The sequence below is a fragment of the Pseudoalteromonas sp. S3776 genome, assembly GCF_005886915.1.
GTDB lineage: Bacteria > Pseudomonadota > Gammaproteobacteria > Enterobacterales > Alteromonadaceae > Pseudoalteromonas.
In genome coordinates this window covers 1-319 of sequence record NZ_PNCU01000254.1, presented here as the reverse complement: position 1 = coordinate 319, position 319 = coordinate 1, and the positions used below count along the sequence as shown (strand labels likewise).

At 49.5% G+C, this 319-nt stretch carries 1 pseudogene; it reads left to right on the top strand.

The features are described 5' to 3' along the window. Positions 1-319, top strand: a pseudogene (locus CWC16_RS19810) (cobyric acid synthase); the annotation flags it as partial.

Genomic DNA, 319 nt, shown 5'->3' with positions numbered 1-319 from the left:
CAGCAGGTTTCCGAGAGTGGCGATGAGGTTTTGCAAATAGCGGTTCCCATTCTGACCCGAACCAGTAATCACACCGACTTTGATCCCCTTAGACTCAGACCCGATGTCGAGATCCATTTTGTCAGGAAAGGCGAATCGATTCCTTCGGTCGATCTGATCATTATTCCAGGCACCAAGAATACCCGAACGGATCTGGCCTTCTTGCATGAGAATCAGTGGGATAAGGACATTCTCAGGCACCTGCGTTATGGCGGAAAACTAATGGGTATTTGCGGAGGCTATCAAATGCTGGGCAATGCTGTGCATGACCCTAAGGGTA